The following is a 25,432-nucleotide window of genomic DNA, read 5'->3' on the forward strand; positions in this document are numbered from 1 at the left end:
AGTTCGCCCTCGGCGAGCAGCTTGCCGCCACGGTTGTCCAGGTGCCCGGCGTCGACCCGGACGGTCGCCCCCTTCAGGCTGCCGCCCTGGTTGTCCAGCGCCTGGCTCGCCTTCGCTTCCAGCGCGCGGCTGGCCACCAGGCTGCCGGCGTTGCGCAGGGTGCCGCTGCGCAGCTCGAGGTCGCCGCGCGCGTTGCGTCGCTCGTCTGGCTCGACGCCGGCTTCGATCACCCCGGCGTTGTCGATATGCGCCGCCTCCAGCGCGATGCGTTCGCGCGCCGCCAGGCTCTGCCGGTTGACCAGTTCCTCCACGCTGCGAATCTCGGCGCTGCCGCCGGCGTAGGTCTTGCCGTTCAGCTCCACGGCCTGGGCCGCGATCTTCAGGTCGCCCTGGCTGGAGGCCTGGGCCAGGCTCAGCTTGCCGCTGGCGTCGATGCGGATGTCGCCGCCGCTGGCGGCCATGTCGCCGGCCAGCTTCACCCCCACGCCCTGCTCGGTGCCGACCAGGCGGATCGCCCCGGCGTACATCCCGCCCAGCGCCGAGCTGTCGATCGCCAGCTGTGGCTTCTCGCTGCCATCGGCGGCGCGCGGCGTGGCCTGCAGGCTGTCGGCCTGGACGTCGTTGCGGCCGGTGACGATGTTGAGGTTCTTCGCGTAGAGCTTGGCGTTGAGCTTGGCGCTGCGGGTGATCAGGTCGAACTGTTCGAGGTTGCCGACGTTCAGTTCGGCGCCTTCGACGACGATGTCGCCGCCGTCCACCTGGAAGCGCTCCAGGCGCTGGCCGTCCATGATCGGCTTGCCGGTGGTGAGGGTCGCGCGCGGCGTGTTGATGAAGCCGCAGCCCTGGCAGGTGATGCCGTGCGGGTTGGCGACGATCACCCGCGCCGGCTGCCCGGCCACCTCGGTGTAGCCGGCCAGGGTGCTGCGGTTGCCGCCGGTGACCTGGTTGAGGATCACCTGCGCCGCCTGGCCCTTGAGGTTGGGGTTGCCGAGGATGATCCCGCCGAGCTGGGTACCCTGGGTCTTGCCGGTGGCGTTGTTGAGGATCAGCCCGTTGGCGCCGACGTTGTAGTCGCGGAAATGGTTGTTCGACAGCCCGGCGCCGTTGGGCGTGGCGATATTGACGACGGGCACGCCGTTGCCCGCCTGGCCCAGGCCGGTGTTGCCGCCGGCGGCCTTGTCCAGCGCCAGCCCCGCCGCCGCGGCGACGATCGGGTTGAGGAACAGGATGCCGGCCAGGGACAGGGCGATGCACTGGTTCAGCGGGCTGCGGATGTCCATATCGTTACTCCTTGGCGGGTAGGGGCCCGGCGAGGTTAAGCAAGGTTTTCCAAGGAAAGGGCCTCGATGCAGGTAGGCGCTTTCCTAAAGCGTTCAGGAGGTCGCCGCGTCTTCAGAAGAACGCGTCGACCCGGAAATAGATCGGGTGCTCGCGCCGCTCGATGGCGCTGGGCCGCTCCAGCGAGCGGGCGAAGCCGACGCTGGCGGCGAAATAGCGGCCGCGGGCATCCAGTTCGATGGCGTTGCCGCTCATGCGCCCGCTGGCGCCGTCGTTGTAGCGGTCGTGGCGGATCACGCCGACGTCGTAGGCGAAGGCCACGCCGTATTCCTGCAGCCAGGGCCGCAGCGGCGCCCACTCCACCGCGCGCCGCCAGCGCAACTGGTTGCGCCAGTAGCCGCCGCTGTCGCCGGTCAGGGTCTGGTCCTTGAAGCCGCGCACCGAGCTGTTGCCGCCGAGGCTGATGCGCTGCGGGCTGAACAGCACGTCCTCGCTCCTTTGCCCGGTGGCCAGGCTGTCGAAGCTGAAGCGCTCGCCCCATAGCTGGAACGGCTGCAGGTAGCTGAGGGTCAGGCTGTACTTGTCGTAGCGCGCATGCGGATCGCCCGCGTGCGGGTGGCCGCGACCCTGCGCGCCAAGGGCGCCGATGCCCTGCTGCCAGCCGAGGTCGAGGTTGACGAAGCCGCTGCCGATCCGCCGGCCATGGTTGAAGCCGAGCTGGGTCTCGGTGATCCGCGTGCTCTGGTCTTCCAGGCGGGTGTCTTCGACATAGTTGTTGGTGCGCTGGTGGCTGAGCCCCAGGCTCATGGCGGTCTTGCTCACGCCGTCGCGGTGCAGCACGCGTTCGGCGCGGAACTGGTGGCTGCGGCTGTCGCCATCGAGCTTGAAGGGGAAGCCGCTGGCCTCGTTGCGCGTGCGGTAGTCGCTCTGGCTGTAGCCGTAGGTGAAGGTCCACCAGCCCCAGGGCAGGCTGTAGAACAGGCTCTGGCTGTCGGAATGGCGCCAGCGGTCGGTCACCGCGTCGCGGTTGGCGCGCAGGTTGAGCTGGTCGGCCAGGCCCAGCGGGCTGTCCCAGTCCAGGCCCAGGCCCATCTGCTGCTCGCCGGTACTGACGTCGCCGTCGTTGTTGCGCGTGGCGGAGACCCGCCAGGGCTTGTCGCGCTCGCCCTTGAGACGCACTCGGCTGCCGCCGACCTCGCTGCCGGGCACCAGCTCCAGTTGCGCCTGGCGCGACGGCAGGCGACTCAACTGGTCGACCAGTTGCTCCAGTTCGCGCAGGTCGAGCAACTCGCCGGTCCTGCCCGGAAAGCTCATCGCCAGTTCGCGCGGGCTGGCCAGCGCGGAGCTGTCCAGGCCCTCCAGGCGGCCTTCGACGACGATGATGCGCAGGGTCCCGGAGGCCAGGTCCTGCTGTGGCAGGTAGGCACGGGTGGTGACGTAGCCGCGATCCAGGTAATGGTCGGTGACGGCCTTGAGCAGCGCATTGAGCTGGCCGACGCCCAGGCAGCGCCCCTGGTAGGGCGCCAGCAGTTGGCGACGCGCGCTTTCGTCGAGGTGCCCGGCGCCTTCCAGCTCGATGCGGCGGATCTCGAAGCAGCGCTCGTCGTCGCCGGAGGCATCCGCAGCGGCGGGCGCTCCCTTGCCGGGCAGTTGCTGGAGTTCCTCCAGGCGCTTGCGCTGTTCGTCCAGCAGGCGCTGCTGGCGGTCGCGGATCAGGTCGCGGTCGCCGGGGGAGGTGAAGGGGGCGGCGCTGGCCATGAGCGGCAGGCACAGGAAGATAAAGGCCAGGCGATGGAGAGCCACGATTTCATTCCTTGAAATACAGAAAGGCGCGATGTTGGCCCAGCGGCTACAGCGGGTAAGCAGGAATATTCCGAAATCCGTCTTCCATGAGTCGGACAATCCGGAAGTAAGGCACAAGGCCATCTGGGCGTGCCGAAAAACCTAACACAGACTTTGGGATTAATCCGTTAGATGGCACGCTTTCTCGACGAGCTGCAACAAGACCCATCGTTGGCAGGGTACTCATCGCGGCAAAAAGAAAGGGCCGGCTCCCATGGGAAAGCCGGCCCCGGATACTGCTCGTCGCAGGCGCTGCATCAGCCGCGCTGGTAGACGATTTCCTTGGTGCCGCCGTCGCAGGTGCCGACTACCTTCTTGTCGGTGACGCTGCCCTTGTCGACGATTTCCAGGGTGTAGGCAGGAACGCCGTTGGCCTTGATCTTCGCATCGATCTCGGCTTTCAGTTCCTCACAGGGCTTGGCGGCGAATGCGCTGCCCGCCACGGCAAACAGGCCGACTGCCAACATCAACTTCTTCATGAACACATTCCCTCGTTGCATGGATGAAGACCCGAACGGGTCAGGCTTGCCAAATGCGGCAAGGTTGAGACGAGCGCGCCGCCCATGGAGGCACGCCGCCCTCATAGCCTGTGCATGATCCGGCGAAGCGGAAAGACACGGCGGCCTTTCCAGGGCGCAGGCGATCGTGGACAGGTTTCCAGGGTGCCATCAGCTATTGGCGATACGGAACCCTACTTTCAGGGTCACCTGGTAATGGCCGACGGCGCCGTTCTCGATGTGCCCGCGGGTATCCACCACCTCGAACCATTCCAGATGCTGGATGCTCTTCGCCGCTTCGGCGAGGGCGTTGTTGATGGCGTCCTCGATGCTGGTCTTGGACGAGCCGACCAGTTCGATCTTCTTGTAGGTGTGGTGATTGGACATGAACTCTCTCCCCGGACGATGCCTGGTTCTTCGCGCCCGACGGGCGCCTCTGTTCAATGGACACTAGCCGAGCCGGAAAAGTGCAGCAAATCGCCAGCGCTCAGCCTGCCAACTGCTCCCGCAACCATTGCGCCAGGCGCCCGGCACGCGGATCGTGGAGGCGTGCCGGTACCCACAGGGCCAGGCGCGCATCGGTCTCGATGAAGCCCCAGGGCGCCGCCAGGCGGCCCGCGGCGAGATCGTCGCGGACCAGCGGCTCCGGGGCGATGGCCACGCCGAGGCCCGCCACCGCCGCTTCCAGCAGGTAGTAGAGATGCTCGAACCCCTGGCCATAGCGCAGCGCCTCCGCCGCCAGCCCCTGGCTCGCGGCCCAGGCCGGCCAGGCCTGGGGTCGCGAGGCGGTATGCAGCAGCGGCTCCTGCAACAGCCGCGCGGCGGGCGCCTGGGCCAGGCCGGTTTCCTGCGCCAGGCGCGGGCTGACCACCGGGCCCATGCGCTCGGGCGCCAGTTCGAAGACCTGCATGTCCGCCGGCCAGGGCGGCTCGGCGAACCAGAGCATGGCGTCCAGGCCGGGACGACGCGGATCGAACTCGCCCTCGCTGGTGGACAGTTGCAGGCGCAGGTCGGGGAGGGCACGGTTGAGCTGGTCCAGCCGCGGGATGAACCAGCGCGCCAGCAGGCTGCCGGGTACGCCGAGGACGAACGGGGCCTCGGCGGTCTGCCGGCGCAGCTCGGCACAGACGCCACGCAGTCGCTCGAACGCATCGCCGCAGGCGTCACGCAGGCGAACGCCGGAATCGGTGAGTTTTACGCCGCGTCCATCCTTGCCGAACAGGGCCACCCCGAGATCGTCCTCGAGCAACCGCACCTGCCGGCTCACGGCGCCATGGGTAACGTGCAGTTCCTCAGCCGCCAGGCTGATGCTGTGCAACCGGGCAGCGGCTTCGAAAGCGCGCAGGGCATTCAGGGAAGGGAGGTCGCGGCTCATGGCTATTCGTGAGTTTTCCTGACAGGTTTGAGCAATCTTATCGGTTTCTTTTACCCGGCGGGGGGATTAGATTCTGCCCATACGTCATTTCCTGGAGCCCTCCATGACTTCCTATCGCAACGGCCCCGACGCCAAGGGCCTGTTCGGTCGCTTCGGCGGCCAGTACGTCGCCGAGACCCTGATGCCGCTGATCCTCGACCTCGCCCGCGAGTACGAGAAGGCCAAGGACGACCCGGCGTTCCAGGAGGAACTGGCCTACTTCCAGCGCGACTACGTCGGTCGGCCGAGCCCGCTGTACTTCGCCGAGCGCCTGACCGAGCACTGCGGCGGGGCGAAGATCTACCTCAAGCGCGAGGAGCTGAACCATACCGGCGCGCACAAGATCAACAACTGCATCGGCCAGATCCTCCTGGCCCGGCGCATGGGCAAGAAACGCATCATCGCCGAGACCGGCGCCGGCATGCACGGCGTGGCCACCGCCACTGTCGCCGCGCGTTTCGGCCTGCAGTGCGTGATCTACATGGGCACCACCGACATCGACCGGCAGCAGGCCAACGTCTTCCGCATGAAGCTGCTGGGCGCCGAGGTGATCCCGGTGACCGCCGGCACCGGTACCCTGAAGGACGCCATGAACGAGGCGCTGCGCGACTGGGTGACCAACGTCGACAGCACCTTCTACCTGATCGGCACGGTCGCCGGCCCGCATCCGTACCCGGCGATGGTCCGCGACTTCCAGGCGGTGATCGGCAAGGAAACCCGCGAGCAACTGGCCGAGAAGGAAGGGCGCCTGCCCGATTCGCTGGTCGCCTGCATCGGCGGCGGCTCCAACGCCATGGGCCTGTTCCACCCGTTCCTCGACGACGCCGGGGTGCAGATCGTCGGCGTGGAAGCCGCCGGCCACGGCATCGACACCGGCAAGCACGCGGCCAGCCTGAACGGCGGGGTTCCCGGCGTGCTGCACGGCAACCGCACCTTCCTGCTGCAGGACGCGGATGGCCAGATCATCGACGCACACTCCATCTCCGCCGGCCTCGACTATCCCGGCATCGGCCCGGAACACGCCTGGCTGCACGACACCGGCCGCGTCGAGTACACCTCGATCACCGACGACGAAGCCCTGGAGGCCTTCCACACCTGCTGCCGCCTCGAAGGCATCATCCCGGCACTGGAAAGCTCCCATGCCCTGGCCGAGGTCTTCAAGCGTGCGCCCAGCCTGCCCAAGGAGCACATCATGGTGGTGAACCTGTCCGGTCGCGGCGACAAGGACATGCAGACCGTCATGCACCACATGCAACAGGAGTCGAAAGCATGAGCCGCCTGCAGACCCGCTTCGCCCAGCTCAAGCAGGAAAACCGCGCCGCCCTGGTGACCTTCGTCACCGCCGGCGACCCGGACTACGCGTCTTCCCTGGAAATCCTCAAAGGCCTGCCGGCGGCCGGAGCCGACGTGATCGAACTGGGCATGCCGTTCACCGATCCGATGGCGGACGGCCCGGCCATCCAGTTGGCCAACATCCGCGCCCTCGACGGCGGCCAGACCCTGGCCAGGACGTTGCAGATGGTCCGCGAATTCCGCAGCGGCGACAGCGAGACGCCCCTGGTGCTGATGGGCTACTTCAACCCGATCCACCACTACGGCGTCGAACGCTTCATCGCCGAGGCGAAGGAGGTGGGGGTGGACGGCCTGATCGTGGTCGACCTGCCGCCGGAGCACAACGAAGACCTCTGCCACCCGGCCCAGGCCGCCGGCATCGACTTCATCCGCCTGACCACCCCGACCACCGGCGACCAGCGCCTGCCGACGGTGCTAGAAGGCAGTTCCGGGTTCGTCTACTACGTGTCGGTGGCCGGCGTCACCGGCGCCAACGCGGCGACCCTGGAACACGTCGAGGAAGCGGTGGCGCGCCTGCGCCGGCATACCGACCTGCCGATCGGTATCGGCTTCGGCATCCGCAGCGCCGAACACGCCGCCGCGGTCGCGCGGTTGGCCGACGGCGTGGTGGTCGGCTCGGCGCTGATCGACCGGATCGCCAAGGCCCGCGACAATGCCCAGGCGGTCAAGGATGTCCTCGCCCTGTGCGGCGAGCTGGCCGAAGGCGTGCGCAACGCACGCTGACAGACCCTGACAGCGGCATTCGCCAGGCGCAGGCAACCCGCTGCGCCTGGCCTTGCGTTGCACGCTGCCAGAACCGTGAGGAAAAATTCACGGTCACTTTCAGAAACGTCTTATTGTCCGCCGACTCTGCCGAAGCCTTGAATAGCGCCTCACCCAAATAGCCAACGCATTCAAAGAAGGTTCGCATGAGTAAGGTGCTGATCGTCGATGATCATCCCGCTATCCGCCTGGCCGTGCGCTTGCTGTTCGAGCGCGACGGTTTCACCATCGTCGGCGAGGCCGACAACGGTGCCGAAGCCCTGCAGGTAGCCCGCAAGAAGTCTCCCGACCTGGCCATCCTGGACATCGGCATCCCCAAGATCGACGGTCTCGAAGTGATAGCCCGCCTGAAGTCCCTGAAGCTGGACACCAAGGTCCTGGTCCTGACCCGGCAGAATCCGGCGCAGTTCGCCCCGCGCTGCCTGCAGGCCGGCGCCATGGGCTTCGTCAGCAAAAGGGAAAACCTCTCCGAGCTGCTGCTCGCCGCCAAGGCCGTGCTGGCCGGCTACATCCACTTCCCCACCGGGGCGTTGCGCAGCATCAACCAGCAGAGCCGCGACAACGAGGCCCGCATGCTGGAAAGCCTTTCCGACCGCGAGATGACCGTGCTGCAGTACCTGGCCAACGGCAATACCAACAAGGCCATCGCCCAGCAGCTGTTCCTCAGCGAGAAAACCGTGAGCACCTACAAGTCACGCATCATGCTGAAACTCAACGCCCATTCCCTGGCCGGCCTGATCGATTTCGCCCGCCGCCACGAGCTGATCTGAGGATCCCATGCGAACGTTCGACCTGACCGCCGCCCTGGGCGACCGCGCCAACCAACCGGAGATCAGCCGCCTGCTCGTCGCGCAGCTGATGACCAGCAACAACGAAGACACCCGCAAGCTGCGGCGCGCCCAGGAGCGCGAGCAGACCCAGGAACTCAACGAGCTGGCGCACCGCCTGGCGGGCATGGCCTCGCTGATCCACGCCCACGCCGTGGAACGCGCCTGCCACCAACTGGAGATCGCCTGCGGCGAAAGCTCCGTGCGCAAGCTCGCCGATGCCGTCGACGACCTGGTGACGGCACTGGGCGAGCTGCAATGCGAACTGCACGACTGGATGACGATGACCGCGCCTCAAGGCACGGCGAAGTCATAGCGTTGCGGGCCTTCGTCCAGGATCGACAGGTCCAGCGGGCGAATGGCTCCCATCCAGATGGCTCGGTCGCGATGGTCGAGCAGATCGTTGCCGGTGACCGGGTGGATGAACACCACCAGGTCCTGCCGATGGATGGCCAGCCAGGGCACCAGCTCGCCGAACACCTCGGGAGCGAATGCCAGCTGGCAGCTCCAGTCCGGATGCGGCCCTACCGGCCGCTCATGGACCCGCCCCATCTTCAGCGGAAAGCGCCGCGCCGCCTCTTCGCAAAGGGCGCGGGCTCGCTCGATGCTCTGCGCATCGAAATAGACGTGAGCATGGAAGCCCTGGATGCGGGGGGTGGAATACTCGTTCATCGTCAACTCTTCAAGCGCCGCCGGCCTGCAACTCGGCCTGCAGCCAGTCGACGAAACCGTCGACCAGCCGCTGGCGCCGCTTGCGCTCCGGCAATACCGCATAGTACCCGTATCGCGACAGGCAGCTCTCGCCAATGGGCCGGCAAAGCAGCCCCTGTTCGAGCAGGCCGTCGACCAGGTGGCGCCAGCCGATGGCCACGCCCTGGCCGGCGATGGCCGCCTGGATCAGCAAGGTGTAGTTGTCGAAGCTGAGCACCGCCGGAATCGGCTGCCGATCGATGGCCAACGCTTCGAACAACGCCGGCCAGTCGAACCAGCGGGCGTGCTGCGCCGGCTTCAGATGCAGCATCGGCAGGCGCGCCAGGTGCACCTTGGCCAGCGGCAACTGCAATCCCTCGACCAGGCGCGGGCTACAGACCGGGAACACCTCCTCGCGAAACAGCCGGTGCGCTTCGCCGTGCTTGGAACGACCGTCGCCGAACAGGATCGCCACGTCGATATCGCCGCGCTGGCCGGCCAGGCCGCGCTCGCTGGTCACCAGGCTCACGTCCAGATGCGGATGGGCCTGGTGGAAGCGCGGAAGGCGCGGCATCAGCCAGTAGGCGGCGAAGGCGTAGTCGGTGGCCACCTGGAGCACCTCGTGGCGCTGGCGCGCGCCCAGCGCGGCGATGCCGGCATCGATCGTCTCGAGGCCGGCGGCCACGTGGCGGAGCAGGAGCTGGCCGGCGTCGGTGAGCACGATGCCTCGATGGACGCGCTGGAACAGAGGGGTCGCCAGCTCCTTCTCCAGGCGTTTGATCTGCTGGCTGACCGCAGGCTGAGTGGTCCCCAGCTCCTCGGCGGCAGCGGTGAAGCTGAGCTGGCGGGCGGCGGACTCGAATACCCGGAGCAGGTCGAGGGACAGCGGCATGAGGCGTTCTCCCATAAGCCAGGCTTATCCAACGCATCCAGCCCCATGCGGTTTACCAGGGATTTCGATGCACTGATGATCGACGCAGCACTATCGCATAACCCAATCGCATGGGATAAGCCGCCCGATGAAGACCTCGCCGAACATCCTGTTCATCATGGCCGACCAGATGGCCGCGCCGCTGCTGCCGCTTCACGATCCGCGCTCGGTGCTGCGCATGCCTCACCTCTCGCGCCTCGCCGAACGGGCCGTGGTGTTCGACTCGGCGTACTGCAACAGCCCGCTCTGCGCGCCGTCGCGCTTCACCCTGGTCAGCGGTCGCTTGCCTACCCGCATCGGCGCCTGGGACAACGCCGCCGACTTCGCCGCCGATACCCCCACCTACGCCCACTACCTGCGCAACCTCGGCTATCGCACGGCGTTGTCGGGCAAGATGCACTTCTGCGGTCCCGACCAGTTGCACGGCTACGAGGAACGCCTGACCAGCGACATCTATCCGGCGGACTATGGCTGGGCGGTGAACTGGGACGAGCCGGAGGTGCGCCCGAGCTGGTACCACAACATGTCCTCGGTTTTGCAGGCCGGTCCCTGCGTGCGCACCAACCAGCTGGACTTCGACGAGGAGGTGGTGTTCAAGGCCCGCCAGTACCTCTACGACCATGTTCGCCAGCACGCCGGCCAGCCATTCTGCCTGACCGTGTCGATGACCCATCCGCACGACCCCTACAGCATCCCGGCGAGCTACTGGAATCTCTACCGCGACGAGGACATCCCGCTGCCGCGCCAGCGCTTCGCCCAGGAGGAGCAGGACCCTCATTCGCAACGCCTGCTGAAGGTCATCGACCTGTGGGACAAGCCGTTGCCCGAGGAGCGCATCCGCGCCGCCCGGCGTGCCTACTTCGGCGCCTGCAGCTACGTCGACGCGCAGATCGGTGCGCTGCTGGCGACCCTGGAGGAATGCGGGCTGGCCGACGACACCATCGTGGTGTTCTCCGGCGACCATGGCGACATGCTCGGCGAGCGCGGCCTCTGGTACAAGATGCACTGGTTCGAGATGGCCGCGCGCGTGCCGCTGCTGGTCCATGCGCCGGCGCGCTTCGCGCCGCGCCGCATCGGCGCTTCGGTATCCACCGTGGACCTGCTGCCGACCCTGGTGGAGCTGGCCGGCGGCCAGGTCGATCCACGCCTGCCGCTGGAAGGCCGCTCGCTGCTGCCGCACCTGCGCGATGGCAGCGGGCATGACGAGGTGATCGGCGAATACACCGCCGAGGGCACCCTCAGCCCGCTGATGATGATCCGCCGCGGCGACTACAAGTTCATCTACTCCGAGCAGGACCCCTGCCTGCTCTACGACCTGCGCAACGACCCGCAGGAGCGCGAGAACCTCGCCGCCAGTCCGGCCCATCGCGGAACGTTCGAGGCGTTCCTCGACGAGGCCCGGCGACGCTGGGACATCCCCGCGATCACCCGCGCCGTACTCGACAGCCAGCGCCGCCGACGCCTGGTGGCCGCCGCGCTGGCGCGAGGACGGCTGGCCAGCTGGGACCACCAGCCGTGGGTCGATGCCAGCCAGCAGTACATGCGCAACCATATCGACCTGGACGATCTCGAGCGCCGCGCGCGCTTCCCGCAACCCTGAGCACGAGGGCACCTCCATGAACCGGCTTCCCACCTGCCTGCTGGCCGCAACCCTGTTCCTGGGCAGCGCCTCGCTATACGCCGAAGACCCCGCCTGTGCCCGCGTCAGGCTGGCCGATCCAGGCTGGAGCGATATCGCGGTGACCAACGCCACCGCCGCGTTTCTCCTGGAAAGCCTCGGCTACCAGGTGAAGATCGATACCCTGTCGGTGCCGATCATCTATGGCGGCCTGCGCGACGGCCAGGTGGACGCCTTCCTCGGCGGCTGGATGCCCGCGCACCAGGACTATCACGACAAGTTCGTCGCCAGCGGCCAGGTCGAACGCCTCGGTCGCAACCTCGACGGCACCCGCTTCACCCTGGCGGTGCCGCGCTACGTCTGGGACGCCGGCGTACACCGCTTCGAGGACCTCGCCGCGCAAGGGCAACGCTTCAACCGCAAGCTGTACGGGATCGGCTCCGGCGCGCCGGCCAATCAGTCGATCCAGAAGATGATCGACGCCAACCAGTTCGGCCTCGGCGACTGGAAGCTGGTGGAGTCCAGCGAGCAGGCGATGCTCGCCGAACTCGGCCGGGCCGAGAAGCGCCAGCGCTGGCTGGTGTTCCTCGGCTGGACGCCGCACCCGATGAACATCCGCCATGACCTGCGCTACCTGGAAGGCGGCGAGCAGTACTTCGGCGACCGCGGCCAGGTCTACACCCTGGCACGCAAGGGCTACGCCGCGCAGTGCCCGAACCCGGCGCGGCTGCTGGCCAACCTGCGCTTCGACCTGGACATGGAGAACCGCCTGATGAGCGACGCGCTGGAAGGCACGGCGACTCCGGCCTCGGCGACCCGCGCCTGGCTCAAGGCCAACCCGCGGGTGCTCGAGGCCTGGCTGCAAGGGGTGACCAGCCGCGACGGCGGCGACGCCCTGGCCGCGGTTCGCGGCCAGCCATAGCGCCATGTGGACGCGCTTGCTGCCGTTCCTCGCCTGGCTACCGGGGCTGCACCGGGGCATGCTCGGGCGCGAGGCCTGGGTCGGCCTGAATGGCGCAATCCTGGCACTGCCGCAATCGATGGCCTATGCGCTGATCGCCGGCCTGCCAGCGGAGTACGGCCTGTACGCGGCGATGCTGCCAGTGGCGATCGCCTGCCTGTGGGGCTCGTCGCGCCACCTGGTGAGCGGTCCCACCGCGGCGATCTCGGTGCTGCTGTTCAGTTCGGTGGCCCCGCTGGCGCCGCTGGGCAGCCCGCAATACGTCCAGGCCGTGCTGCTGCTGACCTTTCTCGCCGGCGCCTTCCAGTGGCTGCTCGGCGTCCTGCGCGTCGGGTCGCTGGTCAATTTCGTCTCGCATTCGGTGATGCTCGGCTTCACCCTTGGCGCGGCGCTGCTGATCGTCCTCGGCCAACTGCCCTATCTTCTCGGCCTGGCCGCGAGCGGGGAGGGCGCAGCGCCGGGAAACGGCTGGCGGCTGCTGGCGCGGTTCGCCGAGTTCGATGGCCCATCGCTGCTGGTGGGCGGCTTCAGCTTCGCGCTCAGCCTGCTGGTCAGGCGCCTGCGACCGCGCTGGCCGGCCCTGCTGCTTGGCTTGCTGGGCGGTGCCACGCTGGTCTGGGCGCTACCCGGGACCTTCGCCTCGGTAGCCCATGTGCAGGCCTTATCGAGCGCACTGCCGGGCTGGAATCCGCTGGTCTTCGATTCCCGATCGATCCTCGACCTGCTACCTGCGGCGGTGGCCTGCGGCATGCTCGGGCTGGTCACCAGCCTATCGATCGCCCGCGCCCTGGCCGCGCGCCAGGGAGACGCGTTCGATGCCAACCAGGAGGTCCGCGCCCAGGGCCTGTCGAACCTGCTCGGGCCTTGGCTGTCGGCGAGCCTGTCGGCGGGCTCCTTCACCCGCTCCGGGCTGAATCTGGAAGCCGGTGCGCGCTCCCCGCTGGCGGGTGCGTTTTCGGCGCTCTGGGTGGCACTGCTGGCCGTGCTCGGTGCGCGCCTGATCGAGCATGTGCCGTTGCCGGCGATGGCCGCAGGCATCCTGCTGATCGCCTGGGGCCTGATCGACCGCCCAGCGCTCCGCGCGCTCTACCGCAGCGGCCGCGCCGAATGCCTGGTGGCCGGCCTAACCGCCCTGGCCACGCTGCTGTTGCCGCTGCAGAACGCCATCTACGCGGGAGTGCTGGCGTCGCTGGTCTTCTACCTGCGGCGCACCTCGACACCACGCGTACTGCGCCAGCACAACGACGAGGAAGAAGTGCTGCGCATCGAAGGCTCGATCTTCTTCGGCGCCTGCGACTACCTGCAACGCCTCATGCGCCAATGCGACAGGCCACGGCTGGTGCTGGACGCCCGCCAGGTGAACTTCATCGACTTCGCCGGCGCAGTGCTGTTGCAGCAGGAAGCCCGCCGCCTGCACGCCGAGGGCCGCCGCCTGGTATTGCGCCACGCCCGCCCGCAGGTCCGCGAAGCGCTGGGCCGGCAGGCCGACGAAGGCTGCCGCCTGCACTACGAAGGCTGACGCTCAGGGCGCCGCCGGCGATGTCGGTGCGCTGTCGCCGGGCAGCAGTTGCGGCGATTCCCGCTGCAGCTTGTCGCGCATCATCTCCAACTGTCCAAGGGCGGCGCGAGCCTCGTCGATTTCCTCGGCGCTGCGCTCGCCACCCTGTTCGGCCGCCTCGATCCGCGCGCGGATTTCCGGTATCTGCTGTACGCCGCTGGTGTAGGCCTGTACCAGTTCGCGGGTCTGTCGTTCCTCGAAGGCCTGGTACTGCTTCGGATCGGCCAGCTCCTGCGCCGTCGCGCCCTGGCGTGGTTGCAGGCCGCCGAGCGGCGGGCTGCGCGGGTCGCCCTCGTCGCGCAGCATCTGCATGAACTGGATCGCCTGCTCGCGATCCAGTTCCGCCGCCGGAGGCTCCGCCTCGTACGCCGGTGCTGCCGCTTGCGATCGCACCGGCGCCGGCGGCGGCGGACGGTCGTCGACCGCGGGCAGTGCCGCAACCGTCCTGGCTGGCGACGGAGAAGACGAGGAAGCGGCCATATCGGCAGGCGCCAGCAACACGCCGGCGCAGGCCAGGGCGATCGCCAGCCCGCTGCAGCCGAGGGCAACGCCGAGCCAGCGCTTCACAGGCCTTCCACCCTGGCGCCGGCCAGCAGGTTGCGCAGGCGCGTCTCGAACTGCGCTGCCAGTTGCTCGCGCGCCACCGCCTGGTTCACCTCGAAGCGCACGCTGCGGTCGTCGAGGGGCAACTGGCGATCCTCGCGGCTACGCACCCGGACGATCTCGAACGCGCCGTCGATGCGCATCGGCTGGGAAACCGTATCGGCCTTCTGGATCAGCGCAGTCTTGCGCAGCAGGTCGAGCCGGCCGTCCTGGGGCCGTATCAGGCCTAGGTCGCCGGGCGGGTCGCGGTCCCTGTCGTCGGCCAGGGAATAGCGGCGTACCGCCTCGTCGAAGGCCAGGCCGCCGCGCAACTCGGCGTAGACCTTGTCCGCGCTCGCCTGGTCGGCCAGGCGGATATGCGCCGCCTGCACCTGCGCGACGTTGCGGTAACGCTCCAGGTTGCGCCGATAGTAGGCCTCGGCGTCCTTGTCGCTGACCTTGCCGGCGAGTTCCCGCAGCGCATCGGACTCATGGTGGAAATCACTGTAGAGGCCGATCTGGTGCAGATAGCGATGGCGCACCAGCTTGTCCCGCACCAGGGTCCTCACGCCCTGCCGCTCTGCCGGGCCGAAGCCGTCCCGGGCCAGGCGGTACCAGAGGTAGTCGCGGCGGATGCGGGTCTGGACCTGGCGCGCCAGGTAAGCGAGGTTGCCCTGTTGCAATTCCACCTGGCCCTGGACGTTGTCGCCTTCGTACAGCGATAGCAGGTCGAGGACCTGTGCCGGCTGGCCGGGAAACTGCCAGCCGATCAGCTCGACCCCGGCCGCCTCGCGGCGCTGCGTCTCGTCCAGCAGCAGGCTGTTTTCCACCAGGCCGCGGCTCCTCGGCGCCAGCACCTCGCGCAAACGCTCCGCGCTCAGGGCCCGGGGCTGGCGCAGGTATGGCCCGAGGTCCTCGCGGTAGCGCCTGCCGTATACCTGTTCGAGCAGGTTGCCGGCCTCGATCTCCACGCTGGCGTCGAGATCGGCGCGGCTCTGCGCGGTGAGCTGGTCTTCCACCGCGCGCGCCAGCAGGCGGTTTTCCACCAGGCCACGGCGCAACTGCTGCGGGTCGGTGTTGAACTTGACCCGCGACAGGGCCTGCTCGAGCAAGTCGATGCTTCTCCCCGGCAGCACCTCGCCGTCGATCCGCAGATCCTGCGGCGCCTTGGCGGGGACGCCATGGGCGCTCCACGCCAGCAGCCCGAGGACGATCCCGCACAGTGCGCGACGCCAGCCCCGGGCGCGATCAGAGAGCAGTCGGTGCATCGAAGCTGTTGGCGCCCTTGGTCAGTACGGTGACGGTCAGGGCGATGGACTCGGGAATCAGCTCCTTCGCCACCCGCAGGCGCGTCTCGTAGCTGGTGTCGTAGAGCGGCTCGGGGCGCGCGTAGGCGACCTGGCCGGTCTGGGTGAGCAGGTCGCGGATGCTCTTGCTCGGGTCGTAGCGCCCCACCAGGTTGGCCACCGCCGCCGGGTCGTTGAGCTTCTCGCTGGCGTAGTGGTCGTCGACCCAGCCTTCCCAGCTGGAATGGCCGTTGGCCGAGGTGATCCACACATGGTGCGGCTGGGCCACGTCGCCGGTGGCATGCAGGGCATAGCCGATGGTCTGCAGCGAAGGCGCGGCGCGGAACTGCTCGAACCAGTAGGTGGCGAGGTTATCGATCGGCTGGAAGGCGGCGGTCTGGAAGTCGCCGTAGTGCTCCTGCCAGTCCGAGCGGGTGCCCTGGCGGTAGTGCGCCTCGGTGGTGTCGAAGTCCTCGCGCTTCAGCTCGCGGTTGTAGAGGTAGACCATGGCGTACCAGTCGACGTCGGCGATGCCGCCGTCGACCTTGTGGTAGCGGTAGTCGTAGCCGCCGTGGGGGTTGCCATGGGAGTCGCCGTCCCGGGCCAGGTTGAGGAAGTGCCAGTACGAGGTGTAGTTGACGATGCCCGAAGCCGCGCCCCACAGCGGCGCGTGTTCGTAGCCGACCCACCAGCCACCGAGACGGGTGTCCTTGAAGTCGTCCACGTCGAAGGCCGCCTGGCCGAGGATCTCCCCGGCCTGCGCCTCGCTGCCGGCGGCGCTCACGTAGAACCGGTAGGCCTGGCGCATCTCCTCGGTGGCGTAGGAGGAGTTCATGAAGGCCAGGGCATCCTTGACGATGTTCTTGTGGGTCGGTTGCGACCAGGCGTTGGCCTGGCTGGCGATGGCGCAGATGCAGAGACCGGCGGCCAGGCGGGCGAAGGTTTTCATCGGCAGCGCTCGAGAGTGAGTGAAGCCTGAAGTCTTAACCCGGTTTTGTGATTCCTACATGTCAGATGGAAGCCAATTTGAGACGTACGTCTCAAATGCCGCCTGACAACTCAGACAGTTGCCAACTGTCGGCGCAGCGTCTCCAACACTGGCGCCGAGGCAGGACGCACGCCGCGCCAGAGGAAGAATGCCTCGGCGGCCTGCTCCACCAGCATGCCCAGGCCATCCAGGGTACGCGCCGCACCGCGTTCGGCGGCCCAGCGGTTGAAGGCAGTCGGTTCCTTGGCATACATCATGTCGTAGCAGACGGTACGGCCGGGCTCGATCACGCTCTGCGCCAGCGGCGGCACGTCGCCGGCAAGACTGGCCGAGGTGCCGTTGACGATCAGGTCGAAAGGCCCTTCGACCTCGGCGAAACCGCAGCCGTGCACCGCGCCGAGGTCGGCGAACCGCTCGGCCAGGTCCACGGCCTTCCGCGCCGTGCGGTTGGCGATCAGCAACTCCGCCGGGCACTCGCCGAGGAAGGGTTCGAGCACCCCACGCACCGCACCGCCGGCGCCGAGCAGGAGAACCCGCTTGCCGCGCAGCTCGACCCCGGCGTTCGCCGTCAGGTCCCGCAGCAGGCCGGCGCCGTCGGTGTTGTCGCCGCGCAGGCGACCGTCGGCGAGGCGGATCAGGGTGTTCACCGCCCCGGCCCGGGTGGCCCGCTCGCTCAACTCGTCCACCAGACGATAGGCCTCTTCCTTGAACGGCACGGTGACATTGGCGCCCTTGCCCTGCTCGAAGAAGCGCCGGGCGAACCCGGGGAAATCGTCCAGCGGCGCCAGTTGCGCGTCATAGACCAGCGCCTCGCCGGTCTGCTCGGCGAACAGGCGGTGGATCAGCGGCGACTTGCTGTGGCCGATGGGGTTGCCGAATACGCAATAGCGGTCCATGGGTCGTTCCTTTGCCGGAGTGGGACGGGACGAGCGGACTCGTCCCCTGCGGGCGGGTCAGGGCTGGCCGGCGAGCCAATCGCGGTCGGCGAGGAAATACTCGGTCAGGCGCGCTTCCTCGCTGCCCGGCTCGGGTTTCCAGTCATAGCCCCAGCGCACCTGCGGCGGCAACGACATCAGGATCGATTCGGTACGGCCGCCGGACTGCAGGCCGAACAGGGTGCCACGATCGAAGACCAGGTTGAACTCCACATAGCGACCGCGACGATAGGCCTGGAACTCTCGCTGCCGTTCATCGAACGGCGTGTGCTTGCGGCGCTGGACGATCGGCAGGTAGGCGTCGATATAGGCATCGCCGATGGCGCGGATGAAGGCGAAGCAGGTGTCGAAGTCCCACTGGTTGAGGTCGTCGAAGAACAGGCCGCCGATGCCGCGCGGCTCGTTGCGGTGCTTGAGGTGGAAGTAGCGGTCGCACCATTCCTTGTAGCGCGGGTAGACGTCCGCGCCGAACGGCGCGCAGGCGTCGCGAGCGACCCGGTGCCAATGCACGCAGTCTTCCTCGTGGGCGTAGTAGGGGGTCAGATCGAAGCCGCCGCCGAACCACCAGACCGGCTCCTCGCCTTCCTTCTCGGCGCAGAAGAAACGCACGTTGGCATGGGAAGTCGGCACGTGGGGGTTTTCCGGATGGATCACCAGCGACACGCCGAGCGCCTGGAAACCGCGCCCGGCCAGTTCCGGCCGATGGGCGCTGGCCGAGGGCGGCAGGCTATCGCCGAAGACGTGGGAAAAATTCACCCCGCCCTTCTCGATCAATGCGCCGTCGCCGATTACCCGCGTCCGTCCGCCGCCACCGGCCGGACGCTCCCAGGCGTCCTCGGCGAAGCGGGCCTTGCCGTCCTCCGCCTCGAGGGCGGCGCAGATGCGGTCTTGCAGGTCGAGCAGGTAGGTTTTGACAGCGGCGATACGGTCGGTCACGGAGTTCACCTTGGAGCGGGGAGGCCGCGCGGGGCGCGGGCTGGCGACGAAACGAGGGCGCAAGCATACCACCCTGGATGGGTAGCCGGCGCTTGACGGCCGTCAAGGGGAAGGCTTGGATGAAGGCCTTTACCCAGGGTCGCCCACCCGGCGCGACCGTCCGAAACCCTGACGAAGCAGGAGTTCCAGCATGGCCAAGCGCATCCAGTTCGCTGCCTACGGCGGCCCCGAAGTCCTCGAATACCGCGACTACCAACCCGCCGAGCCGGGCCCCCGGGAAGTCCGCGTGCGCAATCGCGCCATTGGCCTGAACTTCATCGACACCTACTACCGCAGCGGCCTCTATCCGGCCCCCGGCTTACCCTCGGGACTGGGTAGCGAAGGTGCCGGCGAGGTCGAGGCGGTGGGCAGCGAAGTGACCCGTTTCAAGGTCGGCGACCGCGTCGCCTACGCCACCGGCCCGCTGGGCGCCTACAGCGAACTGCATGTGCTGGCGGAGGAGAAGCTGGTCCACCTGCCCGACGGCATCGACTTCGAACAGGCCGCCGCGGTGATGCTCAAGGGGCTCACCACCCAATACCTGCTGCGCCAGACCTACGAACTGCGGGGCGGCGAAACCATTCTCTTCCATGCCGCCGCGGGCGGCGTGGGCCTGTTCGCCTGCCAATGGGCCAAGGCCCTTGGAGTGCAGCTGATCGGCACCGTCAGCTCGCCGGAAAAGGCGCGCCTGGCCAGGCAGCACGGTGCCTGGGAGACCATCGACTATAGCCATGAGAACGTGGCGCGGCGGGTGCTCGAACTGACCGACGGGAAGAAGTGCCCGGTGGTCTACGACTCGGTGGGCAAGGATACCTGGGAAACCTCGCTGGACTGCGTGGCGCCGCGCGGCTTGCTGGTCAGCTTCGGCAACGCCTCGGGGCCGGTGACCGGGGTCAACCTGGGCATCCTCTCGCAGAAGGGTTCGCTGTACGTGACCCGGCCGACCCTGGGCAGCTACGCCGATACCCCGGAAAAACTCCAGGCGATGGCCGACGAGCTGTTCGGCCTGATCGAGCGCGGCGACATCCGCATCGAGATCAACCAGCGCTTCGCCCTGGCCGAAGCAGCCAGGGCGCATACCGAACTGGCCGCACGGCGAACCACCGGCTCGACCGTACTGTTGCCCTGAAGCGCGTACTCAGGCCGGGCGGATGACCTGTCCGGTCACCAGGTCGCGGATCAGGCTGGGGTTGCGGCGCCCGCCAAGGGCGCCGCCGAGGATAGCGTCCAGCTCGTCGTGGAAGTATTGCTCCACCCGCAGCCGCGTGCGCGCCGCCGGGCGCCCGGCCGGATTGGCCGAGGTGGAGATCAGCGGACCGGTGAGATGGCACAGTTCCTGTACCAGGGGATGGTCGGTGACCCGCACGGCGACGCTGTCGTGGACGCCGGTGACCCACTCCGGCAGGCGCTCCTGGTGCGGCACCAGCCAGGTGTTCGGCCCCGGCCAGGTACCGGCCAGGCGGTCCAGCCAGACGTCCGGCAGGTCTTCGAGAAGGAAGTCGAGCTGGTGGATGTTCGCCGCCACCACGATCAGGCCCTTTTCCACCGGCCGCGCCTTCAGCGCCAGCAGGCGATACACCGCATCCTCGTTCCACGGGTCGCAGCCGAGCCCCCATACCGCCTCGGTGGGATAGGCGATCACGCCGCCCTCGCGGACGACCCGGGCGGCGCATTGCGCACGAAAGCTGCTGATCATCGACTCACTCCAGCGGACAGGGTGCGCGAAGTGTACGGTTTCAGCCGGAGCGATGCACCCAGGTGCCGGCCTCGCAGGCGACCCGGCCGTCGAGTTCCAGTTCGCTGAGCGTCGCCAGCACATCGGGCAGCGTCATGCCGCTGGCGGCGGCCAGGCCTTCGCTGGTGTAGGGCGCGGCGCGCAGCAGCGCCAGCAAAGGGTGGGGCAGGGGCTGCGCCGGCGCTTCCGCTGGCTCCGCCTGCGCCCAGCCGCGCAGTGCTTCGAGCACGTGCCCGACGCTTTCCACCAGCAGCGCGCCATCGCGAATCAGTTGGTGGCAGCCACGTGCGCCGGGATGGTGGATGGAACCCGGAATGGCGTACACCTCGCGCCCCTGTTCCGCCGCCAGCCGCGCGGTGATCAGCGAGCCGCTGGCGGGACTTGCCTCGACCACCAGCACACCCAGCGAGAGTCCGCTGATGATGCGGTTGCGCCGGGGAAAGTTTGCCGGCAGCGGCGGGCTGTCCAGCGGCAGCTCCGAAACCAGCGCGCCGCCACCCTCGACGATGCGCCGCGCCAGCGCTTCGTGGCGCCGCGGATAGAGCCTGCGCAGGCCGGTGCCGAGGACTGCCACGGTCGCGCCGCCAGCCTCCAGCGCGCCCTCGTGGGCGGCGCCATCGATGCCCAGGGCCAGCCCGCTGGTGATGGCGAAGCCGCCCTGCGCCAGGCTGCGCGCAAAGCTCCGGGCGGTGCCCAGCCCGGCGGGGCTGGCGCGGCGGCTGCCGACCATCGCCAGTTGCGGCCGTTCCAGAGTCTCCGGAGCGCCTTCGACGTACAGCAGCGGCGGGGCATCGGCGACTTCGGCGAGCAGTGCCGGGTATCCCGGGTCGTCCCACATCAGCAGGTGCCTGCGCGGACCTTCCAGCCAGCGCAGGGCTTCACCCGCCGCTTCCCGCACCGCCGGGCTGCGCCGCGCGGCGGCGGCCTCGGCAGGCACTCCCAGGGTGCGCCAGGCGCCGGCTGGCGCGGCAAGCGCGGAAGAGGCCGAACCGAAGGCCTCGATCAAGCGCAGGAAGCGCATGGGTCCCAGTTCGGGCAGGCCATGCAGGCGCAGCCGTGCTTCCAGTTCGGCTGGAGAATGGTTCTTCATCGCGACTCATCCATAGCAGGCAGGTCCATCGCTGACAGGAAGAGGGGAAGGGTCCGGCTTCCATCCTGGAAACCGTCGTATGAAATTTCCTTCCCCCAGAAACGCGAAACCCCCGCCGAGGCGGGGGTTTCGAGTCAGGGATTCTGCACCCTGTCGGTTACCGAGAGCGGCCTGCTGGCCATCAGAACCAGGGCGTAGCTCAGCTTCTTGTAGGTACGGAACACCATCAGCAGGCCGGCGCGTTCGTCGGGAATCTTCACCGACTCACCGGTAACGCGGTCGCGCACCGTCTCGCCGACCTTGTAGATCGCCAGCACGTTGCCCTCGGCCAGCCCGTCGCGCTGGCCACGGTTCAGGGTGACCACGTCGAACTGGCCGATCTGGGTCACGCCGCGCGGTACGTCGATGATTTCGCCCTTCACCTCGCGGCTCGGCTCGCCGGGCATGAAGGTGGAATTCACCGCACGCTCCTCGGTGGGGAACAGGCGGTCGCCCAGGCGCACTTCCTGGGTGGTGCGGGTCAGCGCCAGGGTCGCGACGTCGCCTTCGGTGGCCACCACCTCGCCGCCGCCGATGTCGTCGGCGTTGATGCCGAGGACTTCCTTGGTCTTCGGATCGATGTAGACCTTGCCCTGGCGGAAGATGCCATAGGCCGGCTGGCCGTCGGCGAACTTGCCGCGGGCATAGATGCGGTCGCCGGTGCCGCTGACGATCCGCTCGGCGTTGCCGGCGACGATGTACGGCGCACTGGTGAAGGTCTTCTCGTCATCGACGATGCGGTTGGCCAGCAGGAAGCTGTTGATCTTGTCCAGCGGGATGGTCGGGATGGCCTCGGCGATCGGCGTGCTGCGGATCTTCGGCGACAGCTTGATGGTCCCGCGCGATTCGCCACGGTTCAGCACCAGGCGCGGCTGGCCATCGACGTAGACCAGGCTGAGTGTGTCGCCGGGGTAGATCAGGTGGGGATTCTGGATCTGCGGGTTGGCGTGCCAGAGTTCCGGCCACTTCCATGGCTGGCGGAGGAATTTCCCCGAGATGTCCCACAGGGTATCGCCCCTGACCACCGTGTAGCGGTCCGGATGCCCTTCCCTGAGGTCGACCTGGGCCTGCGCCAGACCGCTCGCGGCAAGGAGCAGAAGGGCGACTAGTGATTTCCTCATGCAGTGAATCCCTTTATCATGTCGACATACGCGAAACGCCCGAAGCCCGCGAGAATCGCGGTCTGAAGCCGTTTTCAAGCTGCGCGCCATCTTAGCAGCGGATTTTCAATCGATTCCACAAGTGCATCACAAACGCATATGGCCATCCTGAACATTCTCGAATTCCCCGATCCGCGCCTGCGGACCATCGCCAAACCGGTGGAGGTGGTCGACGACGCGGTGCGCCAGCTGATCGACGACATGTTCGAAACCATGTACGAAGCCCCGGGCATCGGCCTCGCCGCGACCCAGGTGAACGTGCACAAGCGCATCGTGGTCATGGACCTCAGCGAAGACAAGTCCGAGCCGAGGGTATTCATCAACCCCGAGTTCGAACCGCTGACCGAGGATATGGACCAGTACCAGGAAGGCTGCCTGTCGGTACCCGGCTTCTACGAGAACGTGGACCGACCGCAGAAGGTCCGGATCAAGGCCCTCGACCGCGATGGCAACCCCTTCGAGGAAGTCGCCGAAGGCCTGCTGGCGGTATGCATCCAGCACGAATGCGACCACCTCAACGGCAAGCTGTTCGTCGACTACCTGTCCACCCTCAAGCGCGACCGCATCCGCAAGAAGCTGGAAAAGCAGCATCGACAGCAGGCGTGACCCCATCCCCCAAAGGCTTGCCCCGGCAAGCCTTTTTCTTTTAGCGAGCCCCGCATGAGCCAAGCATTGCGCATCGTCTTCGCCGGAACCCCGGAATTCGCCGCCGAGCATCTCAAGGCCCTGCTCGACACCCCACATCGGATCGTCGCCGTCTACACCCAGCCTGACCGGCCGGCCGGCCGCGGGCAGAAACTGATGCCCAGCGCGGTGAAGAGCCTGGCCCTGGAGCATGGCCTGCCGGTCATGCAGCCGCAGAGCCTGCGTAATGCCGAGGCCCAGGCGGAGCTGGCGGCCCTGCGCGCGGACCTGATGGTGGTGGTCGCCTATGGCCTGATCCTGCCCCAGGCGGTACTCGATATCCCGCGCCTGGGCTGCATCAACAGCCACGCCTCGCTGCTGCCGCGCTGGCGCGGCGCCGCGCCGATCCAGCGCGCGGTGGAAGCCGGCGACGCGGAGAGCGGCGTCACCGTGATGCAGATGGAAGCAGGGCTCGACACCGGCCCGATGCTGCTCAAGGTGAGCACGCCGATTTCCGCCGCGGACACCGGCGGCAGCCTGCACGACCGGCTCGCCGCGCTCGGCCCGAAAGCGGTGGTCGAAGCCATCGCCGGCCTGGCCGCCGGCACCCTGCATGGCGAGATCCAGGACGACGCCCTGGCCACCTACGCGCACAAGCTGAACAAGGACGAGGCACGCCTCGACTGGAGCCGTCCGGCCGTCGAACTGGAGCGCCAGGTCCGCGCCTTCACCCCCTGGCCGGTCTGCCACACCAGCCTCGCCGATGCTCCGCTGAAAGTCCTCGGCGCCAGCCTGGGGCAGGGCAGCGGGGCGCCCGGAACCATCCTCGAGGCCAGCCGCGACGGCCTGCTGGTCGCCTGCGGCGAAGGCGCCCTGCGCCTGACCCGCCTGCAAGTGCCGGGCGGCAAGCCACTGGCCTTCGCCGACCTCTACAACAGCCGCCGCGAGCAATTCGCCGCCGGCCAGGTGCTCGGCCAATGAACCCGCGTCTCGCCGCCTGCCAGGCGCTGGCCGCGGTGCTCGCCGGACGCGCCTCGCTGTCTGGCGCGTTGCCGCCGCAACTGGACAAGGTCGCCCCGCGCGATCGCGGCCTGACCCAGGAGCTGGCCTTCGGCGCGGCGCGCTGGCAACCGCGCCTGCAGGCTCTGGCCGCGCGCCTGTTGCAGAAGCCGTTCAAGGCCGCCGACACCGATATCCACGCCCTGCTGCTGATCGGCCTCTACCAGTTGCTCTACACGCGGATTCCGCCGCACGCCGCGATCGGCGAGACCGTCGGCTGCGCCGACAAGCTGAAGAAGGGCTGGGCCAAGGGCGTGCTCAACGCCGTGCTGCGCCGCGCGCAGCGCGAAGGCGAGACGCTGCTGGCCGAGGTCGACCGCGATCCCTCAGCGCGCCTGGGACATCCGCGCTGGCTGCTGAAAGCGCTCAAGCAGGCCTGGCCGGAGCAGCTCGACGCGCTCTGCGCAGCGAACAACGCACACCCGCCGATGACCTTGCGGGTCAATCGGCGCCGCGGCGAGCGCGATGCCTACCTGGCCGAACTCGCCGAAGCCGGAATCGAGGCCCGCGCCTGCGACTACAGCCGCGACGGCATCCAGCTCGCCGCGCCGCGCGACGTGCGCGAACTACCGGGCTTCGCGGAGGGCCGCGTCAGCGTCCAGGACGAAGCCGCGCAACTGGCCGCCGAGCTGCTCGAAAGCGCGCCCGGCCAGCGTGTCCTCGACGCCTGCTGTGCGCCTGGCGGCAAGACCTGCCACCTGCTGGAAACCCAGCCGGAACTGGCCGAAGTGGTCGCCGTCGACCTCGAGGAGAGCCGCCTGGTAAGGGTCCGGGAAAACCTCCAGCGGCTCGGCCTGCAAGCCAGCCTGGTCGCCGCCGACGCCAGGGCCACCGGGGAGTGGTGGGACGGCAAGCCGTTCCAGCGCATCCTCCTCGACGCGCCGTGCTCGGCCACCGGGGTGATCCGCCGCCACCCGGACATCAAGCTGGCGCGCAAGCCGGAAGACATCGCCGCCCTGGCGCACCTGCAGGGTGAATTGCTCGACGCGCTGTGGCCTACCCTGGAAGTCGGTGGCGTACTGCTCTACGCCACCTGTTCGGTGATGCCGGCGGAAAACAGCGACAGCATCGCCGCCTTCCTCGCCCGCACGCCCGGCGCCCGCGAACTGGACCTTCCCGGCCCCTGGGGCATGAAACAGCCCCACGGCCGCCAGTTGCTGCCGCAGGTGGAGGGCCACGATGGCTTCTACTATGCCAAGCTGATCAAGATATCCGCCCGTTGATCGAA

The 25,432-nt window shown here is 68.1% G+C and carries 26 protein-coding genes; 11 read left to right on the forward strand and 15 right to left on the reverse strand.

The genetic code is table 11. The features are described 5' to 3' along the window. The 5 genes from HMPREF1224_RS45405 to trpI form a co-directional block, all read right to left on the reverse strand. Nucleotides 1-1,280: filamentous hemagglutinin N-terminal domain-containing protein (locus tag HMPREF1224_RS45405; protein WP_010793604.1), on the reverse strand; the 1,280-nt coding region annotated here is incomplete at its 3' end. A 112-nt stretch (nucleotides 1,281-1,392) separates the two neighbouring features. Then, a complete protein-coding gene (gene tpsB2, locus HMPREF1224_RS27220; RefSeq protein ID WP_010793605.1) occupies nucleotides 1,393-3,081 on the reverse strand; it encodes a two-partner secretion system transporter TpsB2 in 1,689 nt (562 codons plus the stop codon). 296 nt (nucleotides 3,082-3,377) lie between these two features. After that, on the reverse strand, nucleotides 3,378-3,605 hold the full coding sequence (locus HMPREF1224_RS27225) for a DUF1161 domain-containing protein (protein ID WP_003097347.1): 228 nt from the start codon (nucleotides 3,603-3,605) through the stop codon (nucleotides 3,378-3,380). 183 nt (nucleotides 3,606-3,788) lie between these two features. Next, complete coding sequence (locus HMPREF1224_RS27230) at nucleotides 3,789-4,004, reverse strand: dodecin (RefSeq protein ID WP_003097345.1); 216 nt, start codon at nucleotides 4,002-4,004, stop codon at nucleotides 3,789-3,791. Between the two features lie 100 nt (nucleotides 4,005-4,104). Beyond that, nucleotides 4,105-4,992 (reverse strand): trpBA operon transcriptional activator TrpI, encoded by an 888-nt coding sequence (trpI, locus tag HMPREF1224_RS27235; protein WP_003114633.1) that lies wholly within the window; start codon nucleotides 4,990-4,992, stop codon nucleotides 4,105-4,107. 103 nt (nucleotides 4,993-5,095) lie between these two features. Between trpI and trpB the strand changes: the two genes are divergently transcribed. From trpB to HMPREF1224_RS27255, 4 genes are all read left to right on the forward strand, one after another. After that, nucleotides 5,096-6,304 (forward strand): tryptophan synthase subunit beta, encoded by a 1,209-nt coding sequence (gene trpB / locus HMPREF1224_RS27240; protein WP_003097340.1) that lies wholly within the window; start codon nucleotides 5,096-5,098, stop codon nucleotides 6,302-6,304. Continuing rightward, complete coding sequence (gene trpA, locus HMPREF1224_RS27245) at nucleotides 6,301-7,107, forward strand: tryptophan synthase subunit alpha (RefSeq protein WP_003115801.1); 807 nt, start codon at nucleotides 6,301-6,303, stop codon at nucleotides 7,105-7,107. Before trpB ends, trpA begins: the two co-directional genes overlap by 4 nt. A gap of 185 nt (nucleotides 7,108-7,292) precedes the next feature. Beyond that, on the forward strand, nucleotides 7,293-7,916 hold the full coding sequence (locus HMPREF1224_RS27250; protein ID WP_003111192.1) for a response regulator transcription factor: 624 nt from the start codon (nucleotides 7,293-7,295) through the stop codon (nucleotides 7,914-7,916). Nucleotides 7,917-7,923: 7 nt separating this feature from the next. Next, nucleotides 7,924-8,289, forward strand: a complete 366-nt coding sequence (locus HMPREF1224_RS27255; protein ID WP_003097330.1) for an Hpt domain-containing protein — start codon at nucleotides 7,924-7,926, stop codon at nucleotides 8,287-8,289. Here the strand turns inward: HMPREF1224_RS27255 and HMPREF1224_RS27260 are convergent. Together HMPREF1224_RS27260 and HMPREF1224_RS27265 are read right to left on the reverse strand one after the other, a co-directional pair. After that, nucleotides 8,268-8,645, reverse strand: a complete 378-nt coding sequence (locus HMPREF1224_RS27260; protein WP_003114635.1) for a DOPA 4,5-dioxygenase family protein — start codon at nucleotides 8,643-8,645, stop codon at nucleotides 8,268-8,270. The two genes, HMPREF1224_RS27255 and HMPREF1224_RS27260, sit on opposite strands and share 22 nt — an antisense overlap. A gap of 10 nt (nucleotides 8,646-8,655) precedes the next feature. Then, nucleotides 8,656-9,570 carry a choline sulfate utilization transcriptional regulator gene (locus tag HMPREF1224_RS27265; protein ID WP_016561462.1) on the reverse strand — a complete coding sequence of 305 codons (915 nt, stop codon included), beginning with the start codon at nucleotides 9,568-9,570 and terminating at the stop codon, nucleotides 8,656-8,658. Between the two features lie 112 nt (nucleotides 9,571-9,682). Between HMPREF1224_RS27265 and betC the strand changes: the two genes are divergently transcribed. From betC to HMPREF1224_RS27280, 3 genes are read left to right on the forward strand one after another with little or no spacing between them, the layout of a single operon-like run. Continuing rightward, the gene (gene betC / locus HMPREF1224_RS27270) at nucleotides 9,683-11,194 is read left to right on the forward strand and encodes a choline-sulfatase (RefSeq protein ID WP_003097323.1); all 1,512 of its coding nucleotides are present in this window, start codon (nucleotides 9,683-9,685) and stop codon (nucleotides 11,192-11,194) included. Nucleotides 11,195-11,210: 16 nt separating this feature from the next. Beyond that, nucleotides 11,211-12,134, forward strand: a complete 924-nt coding sequence (locus HMPREF1224_RS27275) for a choline ABC transporter substrate-binding protein (RefSeq protein WP_003115797.1) — start codon at nucleotides 11,211-11,213, stop codon at nucleotides 12,132-12,134. Nucleotides 12,135-12,138: 4 nt separating this feature from the next. Then, the gene (locus HMPREF1224_RS27280; RefSeq protein WP_010793607.1) at nucleotides 12,139-13,692 is read left to right on the forward strand and encodes a SulP family inorganic anion transporter; all 1,554 of its coding nucleotides are present in this window, start codon (nucleotides 12,139-12,141) and stop codon (nucleotides 13,690-13,692) included. 3 nt (nucleotides 13,693-13,695) lie between these two features. Here HMPREF1224_RS27280 and HMPREF1224_RS0112250 read toward each other — a convergent pair whose 3' ends face one another. The 5 genes from HMPREF1224_RS0112250 to hemF form a co-directional block, all read right to left on the reverse strand. After that, nucleotides 13,696-14,298, reverse strand: a complete 603-nt coding sequence (locus HMPREF1224_RS0112250; protein WP_014602328.1) for a hypothetical protein — start codon at nucleotides 14,296-14,298, stop codon at nucleotides 13,696-13,698. Continuing rightward, nucleotides 14,295-15,581 (reverse strand): peptidylprolyl isomerase, encoded by a 1,287-nt coding sequence (locus tag HMPREF1224_RS27285; protein WP_003114640.1) that lies wholly within the window; start codon nucleotides 15,579-15,581, stop codon nucleotides 14,295-14,297. Before HMPREF1224_RS27285 ends, HMPREF1224_RS0112250 begins: the two co-directional genes overlap by 4 nt. Then, nucleotides 15,562-16,548, reverse strand: a complete 987-nt coding sequence (locus HMPREF1224_RS27290; protein WP_003111200.1) for a phospholipase C — start codon at nucleotides 16,546-16,548, stop codon at nucleotides 15,562-15,564. Before HMPREF1224_RS27290 ends, HMPREF1224_RS27285 begins: the two co-directional genes overlap by 20 nt. A gap of 110 nt (nucleotides 16,549-16,658) precedes the next feature. Next, complete coding sequence (aroE, locus tag HMPREF1224_RS27295) at nucleotides 16,659-17,483, reverse strand: shikimate dehydrogenase (RefSeq protein ID WP_003111201.1); 825 nt, start codon at nucleotides 17,481-17,483, stop codon at nucleotides 16,659-16,661. A gap of 57 nt (nucleotides 17,484-17,540) precedes the next feature. After that, nucleotides 17,541-18,458: an oxygen-dependent coproporphyrinogen oxidase gene (hemF, locus tag HMPREF1224_RS27300; RefSeq protein WP_003097311.1), complete on the reverse strand. Its 918-nt coding sequence runs from the start codon at nucleotides 18,456-18,458 to the stop codon at nucleotides 17,541-17,543. Between the two features lie 190 nt (nucleotides 18,459-18,648). Here hemF and HMPREF1224_RS27305 point away from each other — a divergent pair, with 190 nt between their 5' ends. After that, on the forward strand, nucleotides 18,649-19,626 hold the full coding sequence (locus HMPREF1224_RS27305; protein ID WP_003111202.1) for an NADPH:quinone reductase: 978 nt from the start codon (nucleotides 18,649-18,651) through the stop codon (nucleotides 19,624-19,626). A 9-nt stretch (nucleotides 19,627-19,635) separates the two neighbouring features. On the opposite strand, the gene HMPREF1224_RS27310 is transcribed toward HMPREF1224_RS27305, so the two are convergent. The 3 genes from HMPREF1224_RS27310 to HMPREF1224_RS27320 form a co-directional block, all read right to left on the reverse strand. Further along, complete coding sequence (locus HMPREF1224_RS27310; protein WP_003097300.1) at nucleotides 19,636-20,193, reverse strand: L-threonylcarbamoyladenylate synthase type 1 TsaC; 558 nt, start codon at nucleotides 20,191-20,193, stop codon at nucleotides 19,636-19,638. Nucleotides 20,194-20,233: 40 nt separating this feature from the next. Further along, nucleotides 20,234-21,322, reverse strand: coding sequence for a DNA-processing protein DprA (gene dprA / locus HMPREF1224_RS27315; protein ID WP_003123764.1), 1,089 nt, complete (start codon nucleotides 21,320-21,322; stop codon nucleotides 20,234-20,236). 134 nt (nucleotides 21,323-21,456) lie between these two features. Beyond that, nucleotides 21,457-22,482 (reverse strand): LysM peptidoglycan-binding domain-containing protein, encoded by a 1,026-nt coding sequence (locus HMPREF1224_RS27320; protein WP_003097294.1) that lies wholly within the window; start codon nucleotides 22,480-22,482, stop codon nucleotides 21,457-21,459. 138 nt (nucleotides 22,483-22,620) lie between these two features. Between HMPREF1224_RS27320 and def the strand changes: the two genes are divergently transcribed. Genes def through rsmB form a run of 3 tightly spaced genes read left to right on the forward strand, consistent with a single transcriptional unit; the run spans nucleotide 22,621 to nucleotide 25,427 of the window. Continuing rightward, nucleotides 22,621-23,127: a peptide deformylase gene (def, locus tag HMPREF1224_RS27325; protein WP_003107059.1), complete on the forward strand. Its 507-nt coding sequence runs from the start codon at nucleotides 22,621-22,623 to the stop codon at nucleotides 23,125-23,127. Between the two features lie 54 nt (nucleotides 23,128-23,181). Continuing rightward, nucleotides 23,182-24,126 (forward strand): methionyl-tRNA formyltransferase, encoded by a 945-nt coding sequence (fmt, locus tag HMPREF1224_RS27330; RefSeq protein ID WP_010793609.1) that lies wholly within the window; start codon nucleotides 23,182-23,184, stop codon nucleotides 24,124-24,126. Then, entirely contained in the window at nucleotides 24,123-25,427 is a 1,305-nt protein-coding gene (gene rsmB / locus HMPREF1224_RS27335) for a 16S rRNA (cytosine(967)-C(5))-methyltransferase RsmB (RefSeq protein ID WP_003458403.1), read from the forward strand. The genes fmt and rsmB overlap by 4 nt, the downstream gene beginning before the upstream one ends. Nucleotides 25,428-25,432 lie beyond the last annotated feature (5 nt).

The organism is Pseudomonas sp. P179, from assembly GCF_000478485.2.
GTDB classification, from domain to species: Bacteria; Pseudomonadota; Gammaproteobacteria; order Pseudomonadales; family Pseudomonadaceae; genus Pseudomonas; species Pseudomonas aeruginosa.